Here is an 18,177-nt window from a genome sequence, read left to right on the forward strand (position 1 = left end):
TATCGCGGCCTTACGGCTCTCTTCGCAGGAGGAGGCGAAGAGACGACCGATAGGGCGCGTTGAGCCATTTTTTGGGAGGATTTTGAATGCCAAAGGACAATGGAATTGGAGCCGCGACCACGCGGCGCGAGGACATCCGGTTTTTGACCGGCGAAGGACAGTACACCGACGATATTAATCTGACAGGTCAGGCCCACGCCGTATTTGCCCGCTCGGACGTGGCGAATGGTGTGATCAAAAGCATCGACACCACTGCCGCGATGGACATGCCGGGCGTTCTGGCGGTTTTCACCGGTGAGGACTTTACCGAAGTGGGCGGCAACCCCGCAGGTTGGCTGATCAATTCACGCGACGGGGAGCCCATGAAGGAACCCAAGCGGCCCGTGCTGGCACACGGCAAGGTCCGCCACGTGGGTGACGCCTATGCCGCTGTCATTGCGGAAACCAAACAGCAGGCCCGCGACGCCGTTGAGGCCCTTGAGGTTGAGATCGAGGAATTGCCCGCCGTCATCGACATGGCGTCAGCCATTGGGGGCGGTGAACTGGTCCACGACGAGATTGAAACCAACGTCTGTTTCGATTGGGGTTGGATCGAAGACAACCGTGCGGCAACAGACGAGGCGATCAAAAACGCGCCTCATGTCACCACATTGGAACTGGTGAACAACCGTCTGGTGCCCAACGCGATGGAGCCACGGGCCTCCACTGCCGATTACAATCCCGGCACCGATGAATACACGCTTTATACCACGTCGCAGAACCCGCATCTGACGCGGCTGCTGATATCGGCCTTTGTGCTGGGCATTCCCGAAAACAAGCTGCGGGTTGTGGCCCCTGATGTGGGCGGCGGTTTTGGGTCAAAGATTTACCATTACGGCGAAGAAGCCTTGGTGCTGGCGGCGGCGAAAAAGCTGAAACGTCCAGTCAAGTGGACGGCCTCCCGGACAGAGGCGTTTTTGACAGACGCGCACGGGCGCGATCACGTCACGAAAATCGAACTGGCCTGCGAAAAAGACGGCACGTTCATCGCCTTCCGCACGGAAACGATGGCCAATGTGGGCGCCTATCTGTCGAACTTTTCGACCGCAACACCGACCTTCCTGCATGGCACCTTGATGGCCGGAAATTACACGGTACCCAATGTCTATGTGAACGTGAAGGCGGTGTTCACGAACACGGCCCCCGTGGATGCCTACCGCGGGGCAGGGCGGCCCGAGGCCACCTATTCCATCGAACGGGTCATCGATATGGCGGCACGTGAGTTGGGGATGGACCCGATTGAGCTCCGCCGCAAAAACTTCATCAAGCCGGATCAATACCCCTTCGCCAGCGCCGCCGGTCTGGAGTACGACAGCGGCAATTACGACGCGCAGATGGACAAACTTGAGGCGATGATTGACCGCGACGGCTTTGCCGCGCGGCGCGCCGAGAGTGAGAAAAACGGCAAGCTGCGGGGGCTTGGCGTGAACGCCTATATCGAGGCATGTGGCATCGCGCCGTCCAATCTGGTGGGTGTGCTTGGGTCCCGCGTGGGTCTTTACGATGCAGCGACCGTGCGGGTGAACGCCACCGGCAACCTGTCCGTCATGGTCGGCGCACACAGCCACGGGCAAGGCCATGAAACCGCCTTTCCGCAGGTGGTGGCCGATATGCTGGGCATCGAGGCGGAAAGCATCGATATCGTGCATGGCGACACAGCGAAAATTCCGTTCGGCATGGGCACCTACGGGTCGCGCAGTTTGGCCGTCTGTGGGTCCGCTGTGGTCCGCGCCACAGAAAAGATCATCGCCAAGGCCAAGAAGATCGCGGCACATATGCTCGAAGCCTCTGACGGGGATATTGAGCTGAAAGACGGCCAATTCAGCGTCGCAGGCACCGACAAATCTGTCAGCTTCGGAGAGGTGGCGCTGAAGGCCTACATCCCTCATCAGTTTCCCATCGAAGATATCGAGCCGGGGCTGGAGGAAACGGCGTTCTATGACCCCGCAAACTTCACCTATCCGTCCGGCGCCTATGCCTGTGAGGTTGAGGTCGATCCTCAGACCGGCAAAGTCACCGTGGACCGTTTTGCCGCGGCCGATGATTTTGGCAACATTATCAATCCGATGATCGTGACGGGGCAGGTCCATGGCGGCCTTGCCCAAGGCATCGGGCAGGCTTTGGTTGAAAACACGACCTATGATGAGAACGGTCAACTCCTCAGCGCGTCTTACATGGATTACTGCATGCCGCGCGCAGATGATCTGCCGTTCTATCAGGTGGATCATTCGGATGGTACGCCGTGCACGCACAACCCACTGGGTGTGAAGGGCTGTGGTGAGGCGGGGGCCATCGGATCGCCGCCGACGATCATCAATGCCGTGGTAGATGCCTTGCAATCGGGCGGGCATGACGTGGCACATGTGGATATGCCGCTGACCCCGTCACGGGTCTGGACTGCGATGCAGGGGTAGGGGGCAAGGGGGCTGTCTGCCCCCGGCCTTCGGCCTCCCCCGAGGATATTTGAGAAACAAAGACAGGCAGGACGACCCATAGGTCCCGAGTGTCTGGAAAGAGAGACGAAATGTATGAATTTGAAATGACACGGCCCACCACGATTGCCGATGCGGCCAAGGCCTTGGGTGATGAAGACGCGCAGGCTTTGGGTGGCGGGCAGACGTTGATCCCGACGTTGAAACAACGGTTGGCGATGCCGTCTGCGCTGGTGAGCCTTGGGGCCATCCCTGAGATGAAGGGCGTGTGCATGTCGGACGCCGGCGAGGTTTGCGTTGGCGGGGCGACACCCCATGCGGTCGTCGCGGCTGAGGCCACCGCCTATCCTGGGTTGGCGGGGCTGGCGGCCCATATTGGCGATCCGGCTGTGCGCAATCGTGGCACGGTTGGCGGATCCCTGGCCAACAACGACCCATCGGCCTGTTATCCAGCGGCGGCCTTGGCGTCTGGTGCCACCATCGTGACCAACACCCGTGAGATTGCAGCGGATGACTATTTTCAAGGCATGTTCTCGACGGCGCTTGAGGACGGCGAGATCATCACAGAGGTCCGTTTTCCGGTCCCTGAGGTCTCGCATTACGAAAAGTTCGTTCAGCCTGCGTCGCGCTTTGCCTTGGTGGGTGTGATGGTGGCCAAATTCGCAGACGGTGTGCGTGTGGCTGTGACGGGCGCATCGGAAGACGGTGTCTATCGCTGGACTGAGGCGGAGGCGGCACTGTCGGCATCCTTTAGCGCGGATGCCCTGGCCGATCTGGCTGTCAGCGGTGATGGTATGATTTCCGATTTGCACGGGTCGGGCGACTACCGCGCCCATTTGGTCAAGGTCATGACAGGACGTGCCGTGGCCAAAGCGGCCTGATCTATCGTCAATTGGACAAAAAAGAACCGCCGCCTCAATCATCGAGACGGCGGTTTTGATGCAATCGCGGAATGCACGAGGCGTTCAGCGCCGTGACCGTTTCAGCCCTTTTGTGGCAAAGGCCCGATCATCATGACCATTTGACGGCCTTCCATCTTAGGGAAGTTCTCGACCTTGCCGTGTTCTTTGGTGTCTTCGGCCACACGTTCAAGCAGTTCACGGCCCAGGTTCTGGTGGGCCATTTCACGGCCGCGGAACCGCAAGGTCACCTTTACCTTGTCGCCGTTCTCCAAAAACTTGAAGACGTTGCGCATTTTCACGTCGTAGTCGTTGGTGTCGGTGTTAGGCCGGAATTTAACCTCTTTAACCTCAATGACTTTTTGCTTCTTGCGGGCCTCGCTCTCGCGTTTTTGCTGTTCGTATTTGAACTTGCCAAAATCCATGATTTTGCACACGGGAGGGGTGGCATTGGGTGAAATTTCGACCAGATCGAGACCGGCGTCTTCCGCCATCATCAAAGCGCGTTCTGGTTTGACGACGCCGACGTTTTCACCCTCAGCGCCAATCAGGCGGATTTCAGGGGCGCGGATACGGTCGTTGACGCGCGGGCCGGTTTCACGTTGGGGCGGCGCGTTGTGGGGTCTGCGGGCTATGGGTCTTGTCCTTTGATTGTTTGTCTATGAATGCTGTAAGGTAAACCTGACGCAAGGCTACTTCAAGGCGCAAATGCAGTTCGCACGACGGCAATTTCAGGGGAATGGTGCCCCCCGCTTCCCGCTTTTCATTGCCAGGACCGCATGTCATATAGCCGTCCAAGGTCCAGTTTGGGGGCCATGTTTGTTTGAAGGACAATGATCATGAGAGGGACGATCTCAATTCTCGTCATCGCAGTGCTGGGCTTTTTTGGCTACCAGTGGGGCGTAAACGGTAAAGCACCGGCTGAAGTTTTTGCAGGCGCAACTGAGGCTGCATCCGACGCCGCAGAGGGCGCTGTTGAGGCCGCATCGGACGCCGCTGAGGGCGCCGCAGACATGGCGTCTGATGCCGCGGATGCTGTGACTGAAACAGCAGGTGACGCAGTGGACGCCGCCGGTGAGATGGCCTCTGACGCGGCGGATGCCGTTGAAGGCGCTGTGGAAGGTGCTGTTGAGGCCGCAGAAGGCGCAGCGGATGCTGTTGCAGACGCAGCCGAAGGCGCTGTGGATGCCGCAGGTGAGGCGCTTGAGGGGGCCGCCGATGCGGTCGAGGGGGCTGTTGAAGACGTCTCTGACGCGGTTGAGGGTGCTGTCGAAGGCGCAACCGACGAAGCCGCAGAAGCCGCCGCTGCCGCTGAGGAAGAGGCCGCTGCTGCTGCCGCCGCTGCTGAGGAAGAGGCTGCTGCCGCCGCGGCTGCCGCTGAAGAAGAGGCAGCTGCCGCTGCCGCCGCTGCTGAAGAAGCCGCCGCCGCCGAGGCCGCTGCTGCCGAAGAAGAGGCTGCCGCCGCCGCCGAAGCTGCCGCCGCCGAAGCTGCCGCCGCTGCCGCCGTCGAAGACGCCACAGCCGCCACTGAAGACACCGCAGCCGCCCTTGAGGATGCCGCCGCTGCAGAAGCAGCCGACGCTGTCGCCGAGGGGGCCGAAACAGTGTCTGAGGCCGCTGATGTCGCCACGGAACTGGCAACAGAAGCCGTGGAAGCTGGTGAGGCCGCACAGGAGGCAATCAGCGATGTGGCCGAGGCTGCCGATGGCATGGATCTCAGCACTCTTTTGACAACCGACGGCTTCGATTTTGACGCTGTGGCACAGTTGATCGAAAACTCCTCGCTGGACGATCAGACCAAAGCCGTGTCCCGCGCAGCCCTGATCGGCGCGCAGCGCAATCCCGATCTTCTGGAAGGGACATTGCAGCGTCTGGGCGAACGCCTGGGTCAGTAAGACTGGGTCAGTAACGCACTGGCCGAAAATGAAAGGGCCGCTCGATTGAGCGGCCCTTTTTGCATTCAAGTGTGCGTTCCTTAATCGAGGAACGCTTTCTCAACCACGTAATGGGCGGGTTTGGAATTGGCGCCTTCCTCCAGCCCGTACCCCTCGAACATCTCTTTGAGTTCAAGATTAAAGGCCAGGTTGCCGCAGATCATCGCGCGGTCTGTCTCTGCATTCAAAGGCTCTACACCGAGATCGGCAAAGGCCTCGCCCGATTTCATCAGATCGGTGATCCGGCCCATTTTTGGGCTCTCTTCGCGGGTTGTGGTGGGGTAGTATTTGATCTTTTTCCAGAAACCGTCCCCGATGACGTCATTCAGAAGCTCATCCTGTTTCAGGCTCTCGATCAGATCGCGGCCATAGGTCAGCTCCCCCACCTCTCGGCAGGTGTGGGTGATGATAACCTCATCATAATCCTCATAGGTCTGCGGTTCGCGCAATAACGAGGCAAAGGGGGCAAATCCGGTGCCGGTGGCAAAGAACCACAACCGCTGACCTGGCAACAGCGCATCATGCACCAGCGTGCCCACAGGTTTGGGGCGCAAGATCACCTCGTCCCCCACCTTGATGTGCTGCAATTTACTGGTCAGCGGCCCGTCTGGCACCTTGATGGAATAGAACTCCATCTCTTCATCCCAGCTGGGGGAGGCGATGGAATAGGCGCGCAAAAGCGGCTTTTGCTTGCCGGTCTCAGGGTGCGGGTCGCCCATCAGGCCGATCATCACAAACTCGCCCGACCGGAATCGCAACGATGCGGGCCGCGTGCAGCGGAAGCTGAACAAACGGTCGGTGTAGTGTTTGACGTCGGTCACCGTCTGCGCGTCAGGCAGGGCGGGGACAGCTTTGGTTTTCTCTTGGGTCACGGGTGTCATTTCTGTCATGTGCATCTGGCGCAGGGTACAGCCTGCGTTCCTTTAGTTACGCTGTGATCTTGGTCAGGGAAAGGGGGCGCGTCAGCCGCGCAGGCGGGCCTGATAGCTATGGGCCTGCCAATCGGCGCGCCGCAGCCACTGATCTTGTGGCTGCCGTGCAGCCAGATCAGCGTTGATCTCAACCTCGTCAAAACCTGACCGGCGGGCCATGGCATACTGATCCGCGATCACATGACCCCGGGCCCGCAACCGCCCCTGAAACCCCATCCGGCGCAGCTGGGCCGCAATGGTAAACCCGCGCCCGTCCGAAAAACTGGGGAAATCCACACGGATCAGATCAATCGCGTCCAACCGGCCTCGCAACGCGGCAGGCTCCGCATCCGAGGCCAGATCCACCCCGATGGCCACCCCATCATTGGCGGCAAGCTCCTCCAATGGCACGATCTGGGCGCCCCAGTCATCCGCAGAAAACCCGCTATCATTCACAATCACAGACATCATCTGTCCTTTCTCATACGGCCGAGAGAGACGCGCGGCCCCCCTTCATCTGACCAGAAAAACTCACTTCAAACGGTGCGTTCCGCGCCGTCCTTGCCGAAATGGATCCCACATTCCGTCTTGCTCTGATCACGCCACCGACCCGCGCGCGCCGCTTCCCCGTGGCCAACTGGCGACGTGCAGGGCGCACAGCCGATGCTGGGATAGCCCTTGGCGACCAGCGGATGACGCGGCAAATTGTGTGTCTCAATGTAGTCGCGCAGATCTTCGGTGTCCCAATGGGCCAGCGGATTAACCTTGATGCGGGGCAATTCGCCCAAGGGGCGGTCGACGTCAAACAAATCCAACGCCGCACGGGCCCCGCCTTGATGCCGTTTGCGCCCCGTGATCCAGGCATCCACTCCACGCAGGGTCTTTTGCAAAGGCTCGGTCTTGCGCAGGTGGCAACAGGCATCGGGATCGTGCAAGTGCAACAGGTTTTCGTTGTCGTGCTCAAACACCGCGGACCGTGGGGCACGGATCACTTCGACATTCGTCAGGCCCAAGGCATCTGCCACATCCTGTTGATACTGCAACGTTTCCTCAAACAGCATCTCGGTGTCGATAAAGACCACGCGCGCCGCCGGGTTCACCTGTGCGGCCATGTGCAACAGAACCACCGACTCCGCCCCGAAGGAGCTGACGAGTGCGGTTTCCCCCAGCATTGTCAACGCATGGACCACGACATCCTGTGCCGGTTTGTCGGCGAACAGGCGGTTTAGGGTTTGTGTACGTCCGTCAAGCGGCATGGGATTTGGCCTCCTGTGGGTAAAGGATTGCCTTGAAAGGGGCCGCACCCAGACGACGATAGGTCTGAATAAAGGTCTCGCCTTCGTCCACCCGCAGATCAAGATAACCAAGCATCAGGCGCTCAATCGCGGGCACGATTTCGTCGTAGGCAAAGCCGGGGCCCGCGCGCTCTCCGATGGCGGCGTCTTGCGTGGCGTCCCCGCCCAGCGTGATCTGGTAGTTTTCGACGCCCGCGCGATCAAGGCCGAGGATCCCGATATGGCCCACGTGGTGGTGCCCACAGGCGTTGATGCAGCCTGAGATCTTGATCTTCATCTCGCCCACGTCATGTTCGATTTTCAACGCATCGACCCGTTCTGCGATCTGCTGCGCGATGGGGATTGATCGCGCTGTGGCGAGAGCACAGTAATCCATGCCCGGACAGGCAATGATGTCAGAGGCCAGGCCAATATTGGCGGTGGCCAGATCATTTGCCCGCAGGATCTTGTAAATCGCAGGCAGGTCCGATTTGTGGACATGGGGCAGGATGACGTTCTGTTCATGGCTGATGCGCAATTCATCATGGCCAAACTGACGCGCAAGGTCTGCCATCACGCGCATCTGATCTGCTGTGGCATCGCCAGGGGTGGCCCCATGTTTTTTCAGCGAGATGCTGACGATGGCGTAGCCGTCGGCCTTGTGGTCCGTCAGGTTCGTGTCCGCCCAGGAACGGAATAAGGGGTCTGCGGCGTAAGCTCTGTCAAAGAGGTCCGTTTCAGCATTGCGGAACGCAGGGGCTGCGAACTGGGCTTCGATATCGCGCAACATGTCTTGGTCCACGCCCGAGAATGACGGCTTGATGGCCGCAAAACGGTCTTCCACGCGTTTGGAAATCTCATCGATGCCATGCTCATGCACGGTGATCTTGATGCGCGCCTTATATTTGTTGTCGCGGCGGCCCAAGCGGTTCCAGACGGAGACGACGGCCTCGGTGTAGGGCAGCAGGTCTTCCAAGGGCAGGAAATCGCGCAGCACCTTGCCAATCATCGGGGTGCGGCCAAGGCCACCGCCGACGATGACGCGCACGCCAGGCTGGCCGTCTTGGTCCAACAGCTGCAGGCCGATGTCGTGGGCGCGGATCACGGCGCGGTCGTTGTCCGCACCGGTCACGGCAATCTTGAACTTGCGGGGCAGGAACTGAAATTCAGGGTGATCCGTGGACCACTGACGCAGCAATTCCGCGATGGGGCGGGGGTCTGCGACCTCATCCTTGGCGGCACCTGCGAAGTGGTCGGCAGTGACATTTCTTATTGTGTTTCCAGAGGTTTGGATGGCGTGCATGCCGACGTCGGCCAGGTCGGACAGCATGTCGGGCACGTCTTTCAGGGCAGGCCAGTTGTACTGGATGTTCTGGCGCGTGGTGAAATGGCCGTAGCCTTTGTCATAGGTCTCTGCCAGATGGGCCAAGCGGTCCATCTGCGCGCTGTTTAATGTGCCATATGGAATGGCCACGCGCAGCATGTAGGCGTGCAGTTGCAGGTACAGACCGTTCATCAAACGCAGGGGTTTGAATTCATCCTCGGTCAGGGAGCCATCGATCCGGCGTTCCACCTGACCGCGGAATTGGGCCACACGTTCACGCACGAAAGCCTCATCGAAGTCATTGTAATTATACATGATTTTGCTCCTGCTTGCCGTGCGCATAATTGGACGGGCCGCGGGTGCGGAAGGCCTCGCGGAAGTGGGTGGGCTCGGGTCCGTTGTCGCCCTCTTTGGCATCGGCCAGATAAGCGCCGGCGATGACGTCTGCTTGACCCTGCGCCTGAAGCAGACGCAGATCGGCGTGGGCCTCATCTGTCATCAATTCCGCATCGGCGATGTCGGTGGACCATGTGTCCTGGGCCGTGAACCAGACCGCGTCGCCTTCGAGCAGACGGTTCGCAGTCACGACTTTGGGGGTGAATTGACGGGGCATCAGAGGGCCTCCTGCGGGGCAAAATTGGCGGTATGGTTTGCGTATGGCTGGCGTATGGCAGGCGTATGGCTGGCCGCCAGCGCATCACGGGGGGCGAGGCCGAGGAACGTGAGGGCGGGGCCGGTCAATCTGGCCTCGGTCATCGTGGGTTCGAGCGCGCCCAATGTGGTCGGGATGACCCGCTGATCCGTGCGGGAGACGTTTTCGATGATCGTCACAGATGTCATCGGGTCGGCCCCGTGCATCAACAACCGGCCTTGGATGAAACGTGCGGATTTTTTGCCCATGTAGATGGCGGCCACCTGACCGTCCTCGGCCAGTGCGCGCCAATCGTGATCGGCGTAGCCCTTGGTGTCGTGGCCGGTGATGAAGCGCACCGCAGAATTGCGGCCACGTTTCGTCAGGCTTTGCCCGATGCCCGCTACAGCGGCGGAGGCGGCGGTGATCCCCGGCACGATGGCATAGGAGATGTCGGCGGCGGTGATCGCGTCAATTTCTTCGTCCAGACGGCCAAAGACCGTCGGGTCGCCTGCCTTGAGACGCACTACGTGGTGGCCGTCCTGGGCGTGCTGCACGATCAGGTCGTTGATGTCGTCTTGCGCCATGGCGCGTCCGAAGCCTTCTTTGCCCGCGTCGATCATCACGGCCTCACGGCGGGCCAGTTCAAGGATTTCGGGGGTGACCAGACGGTCGTAGATGACCACATCGGCCTTATCGAGGGCCTTGCGGGCTTTGAGGGTCAACAGATCCGGATCGCCCGGCCCTGCGCCGACCAGATCCACATGACCCGGCTTGGCGTCGGTGTTGAGGTGGTCTTGAAGCAGGGCATGAAGGGCAGGTTCAACGGCGTCTTCGCCTTGCGCAACCGCGCGCGGACCTGCGTTGAAGTAATAGTCGGACCAGAAATTGCGGCGGGCCACGCCGAAGGGCAGGGCCTCGGCCATTTTGCGAAAGCCTTTGCCGATGCGGGCCAGCGTGCCCAAAGAGGCGGGCAGTTTTTCTTCGAGGTCTTTTTTGATCGCGCGAGCCAGAACGGGGGCCGCACCCTCGGTGCCGATGGCGATGGTGACGGGGTCACGATCCACGATGGCGGGGGTGATGAACTGGCTGTCGCCCAGATTGTCGACGATGTTGACCAGCGCGCCGTCGCGGTGGGCGAGGGCCGCGGTGCGGGCGTCTTCGACCGCATCCTCATGGGCGGCATAGAAGAGGGCGGCACACATGGCGTCGCCCGGCTCCATCGTGCGTGGGATCAAGGTGAGTTTGCCCGCGTCTGCCCAGCCGTGAATTTCGGGGGCGGCGTCGGCGGCAATGACTGTGATATTGGCTTGCGTTTTCAGGATCAGACGCAGTTTGGCCAAGGCGGCATCGCCCCCGCCCGCAAGGACGATGCGGCGGCCTTCGACGGCCAGAAAGATTGGAAAGTGCTTCATGGATCACCTCTTCGCTTCTGCAGAATATAGAATATTGTTCTGCGAATTGCGCCCCTGAGGGGGTTGAAAGGGATGATTGTTCTGTCTAACGCTAAGGTCAGTCAGGTTGTTTTCCAATAAGGGCAAAAAGCGAATGGATGTTCGGATAGACGAGTTGGACCGGAAAATCCTCAAGGCGTTGCAATCGGATGCATCGCGGTCACTGGACGATATCGCCAAAGAGGTCGGGTCGTCGAAAACGCCTGTGTGGAACCGGATTCGGAAACTGCGTGAGGCCGGTGTGGTCGGCCAGCATACTGTCATGCTGGACGCTGAAGCCTTAGGGTTTGAGGCCTGTTTTTTCGTGCTGATCCGCACGTCCGAGCATGAGGCCGAATGGCAGGCCAAGTTCTTGAAAGCATTGATGGATCACGACGAGGTGCAAGAGGCGCACCGGTTGGCAGGTGACATCGATTACATCCTGAAAGTGCGGGTGAAAAACGCGCGGGCCTATGATGAATTCTATCAGGCGCTGATCTCAGAGGTGCGGGTTTACAATGTGACCGCTCTCTTGAGTATGGAAGAGATCAAATCGACGGTGGCGTTGCCGTTGTGATCCAAAGTCTCGCGAGACCTTGGCTGCAGACTTTCGAGGAAAGTCTGGTCACCCGAAGATGCGGGACACTTCGCGCAGGATCTTTTCACGAATGGCGCGGGGGTAGTCACGGTGCCGCTGGGCTGTGATGACGAACCCGTCGCGGGTGATGACGTGGCGGGTGAAAAAGTTCGTGATGGCCAACCCCATGCTTTCGATCGCGATGCCGTTGATGGTGACACCGCGGCGTTCGGCCTCGCGGCTGGCCGTGCGGGTGTCGGAGCCTGCGTTGGGCGTGCCATCCCCTGAGATATCAATGACTTGGCGGGTGCAGCTGGGGGCCTGTTCCATATAGTCCAGCGCGAACATGATGGCCTCACCGGGGGCGGTGTCGGACATCACGAAGGCGCGCTGCATCAGACGCGCGTCGGCGGAAAATGTCTGGACATCGGCCAGTGTTCGGATCTGGCGCCACGGAATTGAAATTTCCTGCCGGTCAACGCCGGACCATTGCATGACAGCGACGGCCACCTGGCCTTGGATGAGTGCTTCGGACACCTCTTCATCCAAAACGGCGTCGGCCATACCGTCGGTCTGGAGGCGATATTCGGCCACGTCGATGGAGTTGGAGACATCGATGGTCAGTAACAACGCCGTGTCGCAGGCGATTGCGGGGGAGGCAAAGAGGGTGAGGACCGTGATCAAGCGTTTCATGTCTTTGAATGTAACCTGATTTTGCGCATCGAAAAGAGGGGTGTTTCGTCCCTTGCGGTCCTCAACCCGTTGGACGTGCGCGGGCTGATGTAGAACAGTCTTGGTGGCTGGGGGCAATGACAGGGAACGGGAGAGGTCATCAAACGAAGGGGGAGTAAGTGCAGGCTTCTGTTGCCGCAGGGGTCCAGGCAGGGGGCACCAACGACAGGCATGGGTGGCGGGAGAGGTCATCAAACGCAGGGGGGGGGAAGTGCAGGCTTCTGTTGCCAGGTGCCTGCGAACCCCGCCTAGACCTGCTAGGGCCTAGGGCTTAATTTTCGGTATTCCGCACAGCTTACGCTGCGAGTGCAACCGGAGCATTGTTGTCATTTGCAACTAGCTTAGATGAACCGATAACGGTGGTATCTCACCGAAACAAAGCTAACCCCTTTAGACGTTCGTCGATCCTGTTTCGTCCCCGCACACCCCAAATGAAGGTTTTTGGTGGAGACGCCGGGTACCGCCCCCGGGTCCGATCCGCTTATTACGAGCGCGTTTATGTTCATAGTCCCGAAGGACAATCCCTATATAGGGAGCGTGGCGCGGGGTTGCAAAGGGGGGATTTGCATATTTTTGAAACAGCGAAACGGGGCGGTGTGCCCGATCATGGGCGTTGGCCTGCGGGTCAGGCGGGCCAGTTGGCCCACATCAGATAGGCCGCGGGGGGCCATTCGAAGGCCAGAAAGACGAGGGCTTTTTTAAAGGGGGGCTTGTCGGTGACGATGGAGAGCGCGCGGCCTGCGCCTGCGCCAAGATAGGCCACACCGAGGGCGAAATACGCCACCGGGTCCAGTGTGATGAGGCACCAGAGGCCCATGGCGACAAACAGGCCGCCTGAGCCTGCGCGCAGTTCACTCAGCCCCATGGTGGAGCCTGTGGGTTCCAAATCCAGAGCGCCCGCCGTGTAGCGGGGGGCCAGAAAGCCGAATGCACCGAAGGCAATGGTGAGAAGGGCGATGGCGATGTTGATGTAATCCATGGGATCCTCTGCGGCGATATGGGGGGATACGTGAGACGGGGCGGATCAGTTCCCTTTTTGTGGTGTTTTCTGTTTTGCCGCGACGGTGGCACCGAGATCTGCGGTGTAATGCGCCAGCGTGTCGAGGCCCGTGACCAAGGCGTCTGTATCGCGGGCCTCAAGCGCGTCGGCAAGACCTTGATGCAGGGCTACGATCTGGTCGCGCGAGCGCGCGGTGAAGGTGATCATGTTCATCAGCGGTTCAATCGCCTCAACCGCGCCGGCAAGTTGGTAGCTGAGCACCGGATTGCCCGCCCCATCCACCAGCGCGCGGTGAAAGGCCACGTCGGAGGCGCAGAAGGCCTCATCCGTAAGACCCGGCTGGGCCTGGCGGGTGATTTCGGCGCGCATTGTGGCCAGATGATCCGCGGTGCGACGTTGGGCGGACAGGGGCGCGCAGGCACGTTCAAGGGCAAAGCGCGCCTCACATGCGGTGGTGAAATCAACTGCATTCATGCTCAGCAGCAGGGCGGAGGTGGTGATTTGCTGGCCGTAGGCGTCCTCAAACCGCAGTTTGTTCACAAAGGCGCCGCCCGTGGCGCCCCGCTGGGTGCGAATGAGCGATTGGGCCGCGAGGCGTTTGAGCGCCTCACGTACGGTGGAGCGGGAGACGTTGAATTGGTCGCTGAGCTCAGCCTCGCTTGGGAGGCGGTCGCCGACGTCCAGGTCACCGGAGACAATGGCATCACGGATGGATTTTGCGATTTGGGCGGAGAGGTCAGGTGCATTTTTCATTTGTCAGACATTTAAACGTCTGACATTTAGTTGGCAAATGATTTGGCACTGATTCAGGCCGCTTGGGAGGGCGCTGGAGCATGACAACCAGAGTGACATCCTTGTTGAACGCACGTTCGGTCCTTTGGCTTGCGTTTTTTGCGGCAATCGTGCTGGCATGGGCGGTGATGTACATGATGGCCATTATGTCCGGCCTTGATCTGATCGGGCGGCCCGTGGGCGAGAACATGATGCCGATGGTGACGTTTGGGGTCTTGTTTCCCATGTGGGCCATCATGATGGCGGCGATGATGTTGCCGACCTTGGTGCCCACGTTGCGCAGCTACGAAGACCTGATGGTGAGCGCCAATGGCACCCGTGCCGGCTGGACGGGCGTGCTGCTGGGCTATTTCATCGTGTGGGTCGGCTTTGCGGCGTTGATTTCTGTCGTGCAGGTGGGGCTGATCGCGGCGGGTGCGATTGATGCGCTTGGCATTGCGCATTCAGCGCTGTTGGCGGGGGCTTTGCTGATCGCGGTGGGGGCGTATCAGTTCACACGGGCGAAGGAGATTTGCCATGGGGTTTGCCACAGCCCGATGATGTATTTTGTGGGCCATTGGCGCACCGGGTTCGGGGGCGGGCTGCGCATGGGGCTTGGGCTGGGCGCGTTTTGCGTGGGCTGCTGTTGGGGCTTTATGGCGCTGGGGTTTGTCGGCGGTGTGATGTCGCTCCTTTGGATGGGGCTGGCCACTGTGTTTATGATTTTGGAAAAAGTGCCGAGCATCGGCCATGTTATCACAAAGCCTGCTGGGGTCGTTTTGATCGCGGCTGGCATCGTTTTGCCCGTTTGGGCGTATCTGTGAAGGAGAGGCCCATGGCCACGAAGGACCGCGCACCGTCTGATAAGTTGCCTGTGTCGCAGCGCATCGACAGCAAAATGGAAAGCAATCCGTTGCGTCGCAAGATGAAGCCCACGGAATGGGCCATCAAGGGCGAGCTGTTTTTGAACTGCTCTTGCACGGTGTTTTGCCCTTGCGTTGTGTCTCTTGGCGCGCATCCACCCACCGAAGGGCACTGCCATGCGTGGATGGCCATTGCCATTGATGAGGGGCATTTTGAGGGCGAGGATCTGGCCGGGCTGAACGTGGGCCTGCTGGTCGATATTCCGGGCCGTATGGGCGAAGGCAACTGGCGCGTGGCGGCTTACGTGGATGAACGGTCCACGCAGAAGGCGTATAACGGCTTGCTCAAGATCTTTTCGGGGCAGGCAGGTGGGACGACAGGGCTGTTCACCTTCCTTGTGTCCGAGATCATCGGGGCGGAGCGGGAGAAGGTCGAAATCGTGCGGGACGGCAAAAAGCGCGGCCTTTACATCGGGCGCAAGATTGCCGGTGAGATTGAGATGATCGATGGGGGCAATCCCGATCATCCGGTCATGATCACAAATTCCAAATACTGGATGGGGCCGGACATCATTGCGGCCAAGGGTTTGAAATCCAAGGTGCGTGATTACGGACGTGTTTGGGACTTTGGCGGTATGTCGGCAGAGATTTGCCCGATTGACTGGAAAGGCCCCAAGCCATGATCACAGGCCAGTACTGCCGGACGATGGCGCAGTATAACCAGTGGCAAAACAATGGCTTGCGCAACCTTATTAAGGCGATGGATGAAGAAGAGTTGCGGCTGGATCGCGGCGCTTTTTTCGGGTCGATCTTTGGCACGCTGAACCACGTTCTGTGGGCGGATATCTTGTGGCTGAGCCGGTTTGGGGCCGGTGACCCGCCGGACGTGCCCGCCGCACAACACCGCGACATGACGCCCAACAAAGCAGAGTGGGACCGTTTGCGGTTTATCACGGACGGGCGGATCAACACTTGGGCGGCAGGGCTGAAAGAGGTCGATTTGACGGGCGATCTGGAGTGGTATTCCACGATGCTGGACAAAACCATGCGGGACCCCAAGACGCTGTGTGCAGTTCATTTTTTCAATCATCAGACCCATCACCGTGGCCAGATCCACGCGATGATGACGGCGGCGGGCCAGACGCCCATCGACACTGATCTTTCTTTGATGGCGGAGTAGGGAAATATGGCAACGATTGCAGGTTCGCGCCGCGTGCGTCGCACGGCGTTCTCTGAGGGTGTCGAGGCGGCTGGGGTCAAGGGCTATACGGTGTACAACCGGATGCTTCTGCCCACGGTGTTTCGGTCGGTGGTTGAGGATTACCGGCATTTGAAGACCGCTGTGCAGGTCTGGGATGTCGCTGTCGAGAGACAGGTGGAAATTCGCGGGCCGGACGCGGGCCGTTTGATGCAAATGCTGACGCCGCGTGATCTGCGGGGCATGTTGCCGGGCATGTGTTATTATGTGCCGATGGTGGATGAAACCGGTGGGATGCTCAATGATCCGGTGGCGGTCAAGCTGGCGGAGGATCGCTATTGGGTGTCGATTGCGGACAGTGATTTGTTGTTGTGGATCAAGGGTTTGGCCTACGGTCTTCGCATGGATGTTCTGGTCGATGAACCGGATGTGTCGCCCTTGGCCATTCAGGGGCCTCTGGCCGATGAGCTGGCCGCACGGGTCTTTGGCGACAAGGTCCGCGACATCAAGTTTTTCCGCTACGGGATGTTTGAATTTGGTGGCAAAGACCATGTCGTGGCGCGGTCTGGCTATTCGAAACAGGGCGGATTTGAGGTCTATGTCGAAGGGTCCGAGAACGGGATGCCGTTGTGGAATGCCTTGATGGAGGCCGGGCGTGATCTTGACGTGCATGCCGGTTGCCCCAACCTGATTGAGCGCATCGAGGGCGGTTTGCTGTCTTATGGCAACGACATGACCCGCGAAAACACCCCGCATGAGGCGGGACTGGGGCGGTTTTGTTCGACCCAGACGGCGATTGGATGCGTGGGCCGCGATGCGCTGTTGCGCGTCAGTAAGGAAGGCCCCGTCAAACAGATCCGCGCAATCCGGATTGAGGGCGATTTGCCGCCCTGTGATCGGGCTTGGCCGCTGATGGACGGGCAACGCCAGGTGGGGCAGGTGACCTCTGCGGCCTACAGCCCTGATTTCGAACAGAATGTCGGGATTGGCATGGTCCGGTTGACCCACTGGGATCAGGGGACGGATTTGGATGTGGTCACGCAGGCCGGCGTTTTTCCGGCCATTGTACACGAAACATTCTGGATTTAGCGCGGGTCTAAAATTCCGGAATTTTAGACAGGCCCGCAAACACAGGAGAACGATATGTTTAACGCTTTGGTGGTTGAAAAGAACGACGAGGGGAAGACCTCTGCATCCGTGCAACAGATCGGTGAGGACGTCTTGCCCGCCGGTGAGGTCACGGTCGCGGTCGAGTATTCCACGGTCAATTACAAGGACGGTCTGTGCATCGGCCCCGGGGGGGGATTGGTGCGCAATTATCCCCATGTGCCGGGCATTGATTTTGCGGGCACCGTAGAGACGTCGGACGATGACCGTTACAAGCCCGGTGACAAGGTTGTGCTGACAGGCTGGCGCGTGGGCGAGGCCCATTGGGGCGGATATTCCCAAAAAGCGCGGGTGAAGGCCGATTGGTTGGTGCCTTTGCCCGAAGGGTTGGACACGCGTCAGGCGATGGCGGTGGGCACGGCTGGTTTCACTGCCATGCTCGCCGTGATGGCGCTTGAGGATCACGGTATCAAGGACGGGCCAGTTTTGGTGACGGGCGCCGCTGGCGGTGTTGGGTCCGTGGCAACGGCCATCTTGGCCAATCTTGGGCATGAGGTCGCGGGTGTGACGGGCCGCCCTGAGACGGCGGATTATCTGACCTCGCTGGGTGCCACCCAGATCGTGGCCCGTGAGGAGTTGAACGAAACGACCAAGCGTCCGCTTGAAGGGGAGACCTGGGGCGGCTGCGTGGACGCTGTGGGCGGTGAGATGTTGGCGCGTTTGCTGGGGCAGATGAAATACGGGGCCTCTGTTGCGGCTGTGGGTCTGGCCGGTGGGGCGGCTTTGCCTGCCACCGTCATTCCGTTTTTGCTGCGCGGCGTGAACCTGTTGGGCATCGACAGCGTCATGCAGCCCTATGACAATCGTGTGCGGGCCTGGGCACGGATTGCGCAGGATCTGCCGATGGAGAAGCTGGAGGCGATGGTTCAGCCTGCCACCTTGTCTGATCTGCCTGGCTTGGGGCGCGATATCCTGAAGGGTCAGGTCAAGGGGCGTGTTGTCGTTGACGTGAACGCCTGATTTGGCAAACGGGTGCGGTGCCGTCAGGTGCC

The 18,177-nt window shown here is 59.9% G+C and carries 19 protein-coding genes and 1 other RNA gene; 9 read left to right on the plus strand and 11 right to left on the minus strand.

Features of this window, described 5'->3' with window-relative positions:
- The first annotated feature begins 86 nt into the window (after positions 1–86).
- Positions 87–2,453, plus strand: a complete 2,367-nt coding sequence (locus PSJ8397_RS01160) for a xanthine dehydrogenase family protein molybdopterin-binding subunit (protein WP_085862735.1) — start codon at positions 87–89, stop codon at positions 2,451–2,453.
- 110 nt (positions 2,454–2,563) lie between these two features.
- Entirely contained in the window at positions 2,564–3,352 is a 789-nt protein-coding gene (locus PSJ8397_RS01165; protein ID WP_085862736.1) for an FAD binding domain-containing protein, read from the plus strand.
- 101 nt (positions 3,353–3,453) lie between these two features.
- On the opposite strand, the gene infC is transcribed toward PSJ8397_RS01165, so the two are convergent.
- On the minus strand, positions 3,454–4,005 hold the full coding sequence (gene infC, locus PSJ8397_RS01170; RefSeq protein WP_085862737.1) for a translation initiation factor IF-3: 552 nt from the start codon (positions 4,003–4,005) through the stop codon (positions 3,454–3,456).
- A gap of 204 nt (positions 4,006–4,209) precedes the next feature.
- Here infC and PSJ8397_RS16970 point away from each other — a divergent pair, with 204 nt between their 5' ends.
- A complete protein-coding gene (locus tag PSJ8397_RS16970; protein ID WP_085862738.1) occupies positions 4,210–5,265 on the plus strand; it encodes a hypothetical protein in 1,056 nt (351 codons plus the stop codon).
- 80 nt (positions 5,266–5,345) lie between these two features.
- Here PSJ8397_RS16970 and PSJ8397_RS01180 read toward each other — a convergent pair whose 3' ends face one another.
- The 6 genes from PSJ8397_RS01180 to cysG form a co-directional block, all read right to left on the minus strand.
- On the minus strand, positions 5,346–6,194 hold the full coding sequence (locus PSJ8397_RS01180) for a ferredoxin--NADP reductase (protein WP_085863434.1): 849 nt from the start codon (positions 6,192–6,194) through the stop codon (positions 5,346–5,348).
- A 72-nt stretch (positions 6,195–6,266) separates the two neighbouring features.
- Positions 6,267–6,683 (minus strand): DUF934 domain-containing protein, encoded by a 417-nt coding sequence (locus PSJ8397_RS01185; protein WP_085862739.1) that lies wholly within the window; start codon positions 6,681–6,683, stop codon positions 6,267–6,269.
- A 68-nt stretch (positions 6,684–6,751) separates the two neighbouring features.
- The gene (locus PSJ8397_RS01190; protein WP_085862740.1) at positions 6,752–7,471 is read right to left on the minus strand and encodes a phosphoadenylyl-sulfate reductase; all 720 of its coding nucleotides are present in this window, start codon (positions 7,469–7,471) and stop codon (positions 6,752–6,754) included.
- Entirely contained in the window at positions 7,461–9,128 is a 1,668-nt protein-coding gene (locus tag PSJ8397_RS01195; RefSeq protein ID WP_085862741.1) for a nitrite/sulfite reductase, read from the minus strand. The genes PSJ8397_RS01190 and PSJ8397_RS01195 overlap by 11 nt, the downstream gene beginning before the upstream one ends.
- A complete protein-coding gene (locus PSJ8397_RS01200) occupies positions 9,121–9,426 on the minus strand; it encodes a DUF2849 domain-containing protein (RefSeq protein WP_085862742.1) in 306 nt (101 codons plus the stop codon). The genes PSJ8397_RS01195 and PSJ8397_RS01200 overlap by 8 nt, the downstream gene beginning before the upstream one ends.
- Positions 9,426–10,859 carry a siroheme synthase CysG gene (gene cysG, locus PSJ8397_RS01205; RefSeq protein WP_085862743.1) on the minus strand — a complete coding sequence of 478 codons (1,434 nt, stop codon included), beginning with the start codon at positions 10,857–10,859 and terminating at the stop codon, positions 9,426–9,428. The genes PSJ8397_RS01200 and cysG overlap by 1 nt, the downstream gene beginning before the upstream one ends.
- Positions 10,860–10,992: 133 nt before the next feature.
- Here cysG and PSJ8397_RS01210 point away from each other — a divergent pair, with 133 nt between their 5' ends.
- Complete coding sequence (locus PSJ8397_RS01210) at positions 10,993–11,454, plus strand: Lrp/AsnC family transcriptional regulator (protein ID WP_085862744.1); 462 nt, start codon at positions 10,993–10,995, stop codon at positions 11,452–11,454.
- 48 nt (positions 11,455–11,502) lie between these two features.
- On the opposite strand, the gene PSJ8397_RS01215 is transcribed toward PSJ8397_RS01210, so the two are convergent.
- The 4 genes from PSJ8397_RS01215 to PSJ8397_RS01230 form a co-directional block, all read right to left on the minus strand.
- Positions 11,503–12,147, minus strand: a complete 645-nt coding sequence (locus tag PSJ8397_RS01215) for a DUF1194 domain-containing protein (protein WP_085862745.1) — start codon at positions 12,145–12,147, stop codon at positions 11,503–11,505.
- A gap of 249 nt (positions 12,148–12,396) precedes the next feature.
- Positions 12,397–12,744, minus strand: a transfer-messenger RNA (tmRNA) gene (gene ssrA, locus PSJ8397_RS01220).
- 67 nt (positions 12,745–12,811) lie between these two features.
- Positions 12,812–13,165: a DUF4345 family protein gene (locus PSJ8397_RS01225; RefSeq protein ID WP_085862746.1), complete on the minus strand. Its 354-nt coding sequence runs from the start codon at positions 13,163–13,165 to the stop codon at positions 12,812–12,814.
- Between the two features lie 45 nt (positions 13,166–13,210).
- Positions 13,211–13,939, minus strand: coding sequence for a FadR/GntR family transcriptional regulator (locus PSJ8397_RS01230; RefSeq protein WP_085862747.1), 729 nt, complete (start codon positions 13,937–13,939; stop codon positions 13,211–13,213).
- An 80-nt stretch (positions 13,940–14,019) separates the two neighbouring features.
- Between PSJ8397_RS01230 and PSJ8397_RS01235 the strand changes: the two genes are divergently transcribed.
- The 5 genes from PSJ8397_RS01235 to acuI are packed head-to-tail and all read left to right on the plus strand — an operon-like array spanning position 14,020 to position 18,145.
- The gene (locus PSJ8397_RS01235) at positions 14,020–14,781 is read left to right on the plus strand and encodes a DUF2182 domain-containing protein (protein WP_143515310.1); all 762 of its coding nucleotides are present in this window, start codon (positions 14,020–14,022) and stop codon (positions 14,779–14,781) included.
- An 11-nt stretch (positions 14,782–14,792) separates the two neighbouring features.
- Positions 14,793–15,503 carry a DUF1326 domain-containing protein gene (locus PSJ8397_RS01240; RefSeq protein WP_085862748.1) on the plus strand — a complete coding sequence of 237 codons (711 nt, stop codon included), beginning with the start codon at positions 14,793–14,795 and terminating at the stop codon, positions 15,501–15,503.
- A complete protein-coding gene (locus PSJ8397_RS01245) occupies positions 15,500–16,000 on the plus strand; it encodes a DinB family protein (RefSeq protein WP_235000534.1) in 501 nt (166 codons plus the stop codon). Before PSJ8397_RS01240 ends, PSJ8397_RS01245 begins: the two co-directional genes overlap by 4 nt.
- Positions 16,001–16,006: 6 nt before the next feature.
- On the plus strand, positions 16,007–17,107 hold the full coding sequence (locus PSJ8397_RS01250; protein ID WP_085862749.1) for a dimethylsulfoniopropionate demethylase: 1,101 nt from the start codon (positions 16,007–16,009) through the stop codon (positions 17,105–17,107).
- Positions 17,108–17,161: 54 nt separating this feature from the next.
- Positions 17,162–18,145, plus strand: coding sequence for an acryloyl-CoA reductase (gene acuI / locus PSJ8397_RS01255; protein ID WP_085862750.1), 984 nt, complete (start codon positions 17,162–17,164; stop codon positions 18,143–18,145).
- Positions 18,146–18,177 lie beyond the last annotated feature (32 nt).

Origin of the sequence: Pseudooctadecabacter jejudonensis (assembly GCF_900172275.1) — a bacterium.
GTDB classification, from domain to species: domain Bacteria; phylum Pseudomonadota; class Alphaproteobacteria; order Rhodobacterales; family Rhodobacteraceae; genus Octadecabacter; species Octadecabacter jejudonensis.